We start from the raw sequence: 4,561 nt of genomic DNA on the forward strand, positions 1-4,561 counted from the left end.
GGCCGCGCCGGGCGGCCGGGGGCGTGGGGGCGGCCGGGGGCGTGGGCGGCCGGGGGTCACTCGGTGGGCTGCACTCCGGCTCGCAGCAGGCCGTACGTGTAGGCGTCGTCGAGCGCCTGCCAGGACGCCGCGATGACGTTGTCCGCCACTCCGACGGTCGACCACTCCGCGGTGCCGTCGCTGGTGGAGATCAGGACCCGCGTCGTGGACTCGGTGCCGTGCTTGCCCTCCAGGATGCGGACCTTGTAGTCGACCAGTTCCAAGCGGGCCAGCTCGGGAAAGACCCGCTCGAGTGCCACCCGCAGAGCCCGGTCGAGCGCGTGCACGGGACCGTTGCCCTCGCCGGTGGCCACCACCCGCTCGCCCTTGGCCCGGAGGCGCACGGTCGCCTCGTTGGCGTGGCTGCCGTCCGGGCGGTCCTCGACGATCGCCCGCCACGACTCCAGCCGGTAGTAGCGGGCGGCGCCGGCGTCACTGCCGGGCACCCGGTGCACCTCGTCGCGCAGCAGCAGTTCGAAGGAGGCGTCGGCGGCCTCGTAGGTGTAGCCCTTGAGTTCCTGCTCCTTGACCCGCGCCACGATGCGGCCGACCACGTCGCGGTCGCCAGCCAGGTCGTAGCCCAGCTCCTTGCCCTTGAGTTCCACCGAGGCACGGCCGGCCATGTCGGAGACCAGCATGCGCATGGAGTTGCCGACCAGCTCCGGGTCGACGTGCTGGTAGAGGTCGGGGTCCACCTTGATCGCGGAGGCGTGCAGGCCGGCCTTGTGGGCGAACGCCGAGACGCCGACGTACGGCTGATGGGTGGACGGGGTGAGGTTGACGACCTCGGCGATGGCGTGCGAGATGCGCGTCATCTCCGGCAGCGCGGGCGGCGGGACGACGGTCCGGCCGTACTTCAGCTGGAGCGCGGCCACCACCGGGAACAGGTTGGCGTTGCCCACCCGCTCGCCGTAGCCGTTGGCGGTGCACTGGACATGGGTGGCGCCCGCGTCGACCGCGGCCAGCGTGTTGGCGACGGCGCACCCGGTGTCGTCCTGGGCGTGGATGCCGAGCCGGGCGCCGGTGTCGGCGAGCACCGTCCTGACGACCGCCTGGACCTGGGCGGGCAGCATGCCGCCGTTGGTGTCGCAGAGCACGACGACGTCGGCCCCGGCCTCGTGCGCGGTCCGCACCACCTGCTTCGCGTAGGCCGGGTTGGCCTGGTAGCCGTCGAAGAAGTGCTCGCAGTCGACGAACACCCGGCGTCCGCGGTCCCGCAGGTGGACCACCGTGTCGCGGATCATCGCGAGGTTCTCGTCCAGCGTGGTGCGCAGCGCCAGCTCCACGTGGCGGTCGTGGGACTTGGCGACCAGGGTGACGACGGGCGCCCCGGAGTCCGCCAGGGCCTGCACCTGCGGGTCGTCCTCGGCCCGGACCCCGGCCCGGCGGGTCGCGCCGAAGGCGACCAGCACGGCGTGCCGGAAGGTGATCTCCGACTGCGCGCGCTGGAAGAACTCGGTGTCCCGCGGGTTCGCGCCCGGCCAGCCTCCCTCGATGAAGCCCACGCCGAAGTCGTCCAGGTGGCGTGCGATGGTCAGCTTGTCCGAGACGGAGAGGTTGATCCCCTCGCGCTGGGCGCCGTCGCGCAGCGTGGTGTCGAAGACATGGAACGAGTCGTCGGGTGCGTCCGTGGTCATGCTGGTCAGACTCCTACGAGAAATGAGTGGATCCGGAACGAAAGGCTCCACTTGCCCCCATCGTCCCGCGCACTCCCGCTCCCGGCACGGGTGGGCCGGAAAACGAAAAGACCCCTCGCGGATGCGAGAGGTCTGCGCGCGGGTCTGAGGCACGGTGCCACTGCCGCCTGGGTTGCCGAGCGGTCAGCGGTCACTGCGGACCGGCGCGCTGTCACCAATAATCATGACCAGTGAGAGCACACGGGAATTCTGGCACAGCGCAGCCGCGGCTTCACTCGACGTCTCAGGATCCGGACGATCCGTGTCCGGTGGGCGGTTTGACGTCACCGCACGGCCCGGACGCCCACTCCCCCGCGTGAACCGGAAGCCGGCGCCCTCCGCCCGGGTGAGCCTCGTCTCACCAGCCCGGGGCGATCTTGCCTATGCAACAAGTTGCATAGCAGAGTGCCGGTCATGGCACTTGAGCACGCGATCCTCGTCTCCCTCCTGGAGCAGCCCGGGTCCGGCTACGAGCTGGCCCGCCGCTTCGACCGCTCCATCGGCTACTTCTGGACCGCCACCCACCAGCAGATCTACCGGGTGCTGAAGCGCATGGAGCACGACGGGCTGATCGACGTGCGGGAGGTGCCCCAGGACTCCCGGCCGGACAAGAAGGTCTACTCCGTCGCGGGCCCCGGCCGGGCCGCACTCACCGAGTGGCTGCACGCACCCGTCGAGCCGGAGAGCGTGCGGCACGACCTGGCGGTGAAGGTCCGCGGTGCCGCGTTCGACGACCCGGCGGAACTGCACCGGCTGATCGCCGAGGTCGAGCGCCATCACGCGGCCCACACGGCACGCCTCGACCGCTACCTCACCGGCGAACGGCGCGACTTCCCCCAGCCGGGAGCCCTGACCGCAGGCGAGCAGCTCCAGCACGTGGTGCTGCGCGGCGGCATCGAGTACGAGCGCATGACGCTGACCTGGCTCGACGACGTACTGACCACCCTGCACCGCCTCACCACCGGGAGCGGCGACGCCGCGACCGGCCCCTCCCCCTCCTCCGGGCACTGACCGGCCCGGCCCCACCCACCCTCTCCAGGAAGGCGAACCGCACCATGACGGACCCGCTGCTGTTCAACCCGCACACCTACGACCCCGCCCACTTCGACCCCGAGACCCGTCGGCTGCTGCGCGCCACCGTCGACTGGTTCGAGGAGCGCGGCAAGCGCAGGCTGCTCAGCGACTACCGCGACCGGGCCTGGCTGAGCGACTTCCTGGAGTTCTCCGCCAAGGAGAAGCTGTTCGCGACGTTCCTCACCCCGGCCGGTGACGCCGCCGGCTCCGCGGACAAGCGCTGGGACACCGCGCGCATCGCCGCGCTGAACGAGATCTTCGGCTTCTACGGCCTCGACTACTGGTACGCGTGGCAGGTGACGGTCCTCGGCCTCGGCCCGGTCTGGCAGAGCGACAACACCGCCGCCCGGGCACGGGCCGCCGAGCTCCTCGACCAGGGTGAGGTGTTCGCGTTCGGTCTGTCGGAGAAGTCGCACGGCGCCGACATCTACTCCACGGACATGGTGCTCACCGAGGACGCCGAGGGCGGGTTCCGCGCCAACGGCTCCAAGTACTACATCGGCAACGGCAACGCGGCGGGGCTGGTCTCCGTCTTCGGCCGGCGCGCCGACGTCGAAGGCCCCGAGGGTTACGTCTTCTTCGCCGCCGACAGCCGCCACCCGGCATACGAGCTGGTCAAGAACGTGGTGGACTCCTCGAAGTACGTCAGCGAGTTCCGGCTGACCGACTACCCGGTGCGGGCAGAGGACGTGCTGCACACCGGCCAGGCCGCCTTCGACGCGGCGTTGAACACCGTCAACGTCGGCAAGTTCAACCTGTGCACCGCCTCCGTGGGCATCTGCGAGCACGCCATGTACGAGGCGGTCAGCCACGCCCACAACCGGATCCTCTACGGCCGCCGCGTCACCGACTTCCCGCACGTACGCCGCGAACTCACCGACGCGTACGCCCGTCTGGTCGGCATGAAGCTGTTCAGCGACCGGGCCGTGGACTACTTCCGCACGGCCGGCCCGGACGACCGGCGCTACCTGCTCTTCAACCCGATGACCAAGATGAAGGTGACCACGGAGGGCGAGAAGGTCATCGACCTCATGTGGGACGTCATCGCGGCCAAGGGGTTCGAGAAGGACACCTACTTCGCGCAGGCGGCCACCGAGATCCGCGGTCTGCCCAAGCTCGAGGGCACCGTGCACGTCAACCTGGCGCTGATCCTGAAGTTCATGGGCAACTACCTGCTCAACCCGGCGGAGTACGCGCCGGTGCCCACCAGGCTCGACGCGGCCGACGACGACTTCCTGTTCCGGCAGGGCCCGACCCGCGGCCTGGGCGCGGTCCGCTTCCACGACTGGCGCACCGCGTACGACGCGCACGCCACGGTGCCGAACGTCGCCCGCTTCCGCGAACAGGCCGACGCGCTCTGCGAGTTCGCCACGACGGCGGCGCCGGACAAGGAGCAGAGCCGCGACCTGGACCTGCTGCTCGCCGTCGGTCAGCTGTTCGCACTGGTCGTGCACGGTCAACTGATCCTGGAACAGGCGACGTTGACGGGCCTCGACGAGGACGTGCTGGACGAGCTGTTCGGCATCCTGGTGCGCGACTTCGCCGAGCACGCCGTCGAGCTGCACGGCAAGGACTCCGCCACCGAGACCCAGCAGCAGTGGGCGCTGTCCCAGGTCCGCCGCCCGGTCACCGACCCCGAGCGCACCGCCCGGGTGTGGGCCAGGGTGGCGGCTCTCGCCGACACCTACGAGATGCGCCCCTGACCCGACCGGAGCCGGGCCCGACCCCGAGACCCGCAACGCCGCGCCGCACCGCCCACCCGGGGCGGGGCG

At 70.7% G+C, this 4,561-nt stretch carries 3 protein-coding genes; 2 read left to right on the forward strand and 1 reads right to left on the reverse strand.

The annotated features are described in order from the left end of the window. Positions 1-56: 56 nt before the first annotated feature. Positions 57-1,676, reverse strand: a complete 1,620-nt coding sequence (gene cimA / locus ACYVE9_RS16515; protein ID WP_461028626.1) for a citramalate synthase — start codon at positions 1,674-1,676, stop codon at positions 57-59. Between the two features lie 453 nt (positions 1,677-2,129). On the opposite strand from cimA, the gene ACYVE9_RS16520 reads away from it, so the two are divergent. Both ACYVE9_RS16520 and ACYVE9_RS16525 read left to right on the forward strand, forming a co-directional pair. Next, positions 2,130-2,726 (forward strand): PadR family transcriptional regulator, encoded by a 597-nt coding sequence (locus ACYVE9_RS16520; protein ID WP_461028627.1) that lies wholly within the window; start codon positions 2,130-2,132, stop codon positions 2,724-2,726. A gap of 44 nt (positions 2,727-2,770) precedes the next feature. Further along, entirely contained in the window at positions 2,771-4,492 is a 1,722-nt protein-coding gene (locus tag ACYVE9_RS16525) for an acyl-CoA dehydrogenase family protein (RefSeq protein WP_461028628.1), read from the forward strand. Positions 4,493-4,561 lie beyond the last annotated feature (69 nt).

Source organism: Streptomyces sparsus, from assembly GCF_054776295.1.

Coding starts and splice junctions, on each gene's coding strand:
- cimA (WP_461028626.1), bottom strand. CDS start 1,676: ATGACCACGGACGCACCCGACGACTCGTTCCATGTCTTCGACACCACG.
- ACYVE9_RS16520 (WP_461028627.1), top strand. CDS start 2,130: ATGGCACTTGAGCACGCGATCCTCGTCTCCCTCCTGGAGCAGCCCGGG.
- ACYVE9_RS16525 (WP_461028628.1), top strand. CDS start 2,771: ATGACGGACCCGCTGCTGTTCAACCCGCACACCTACGACCCCGCCCAC.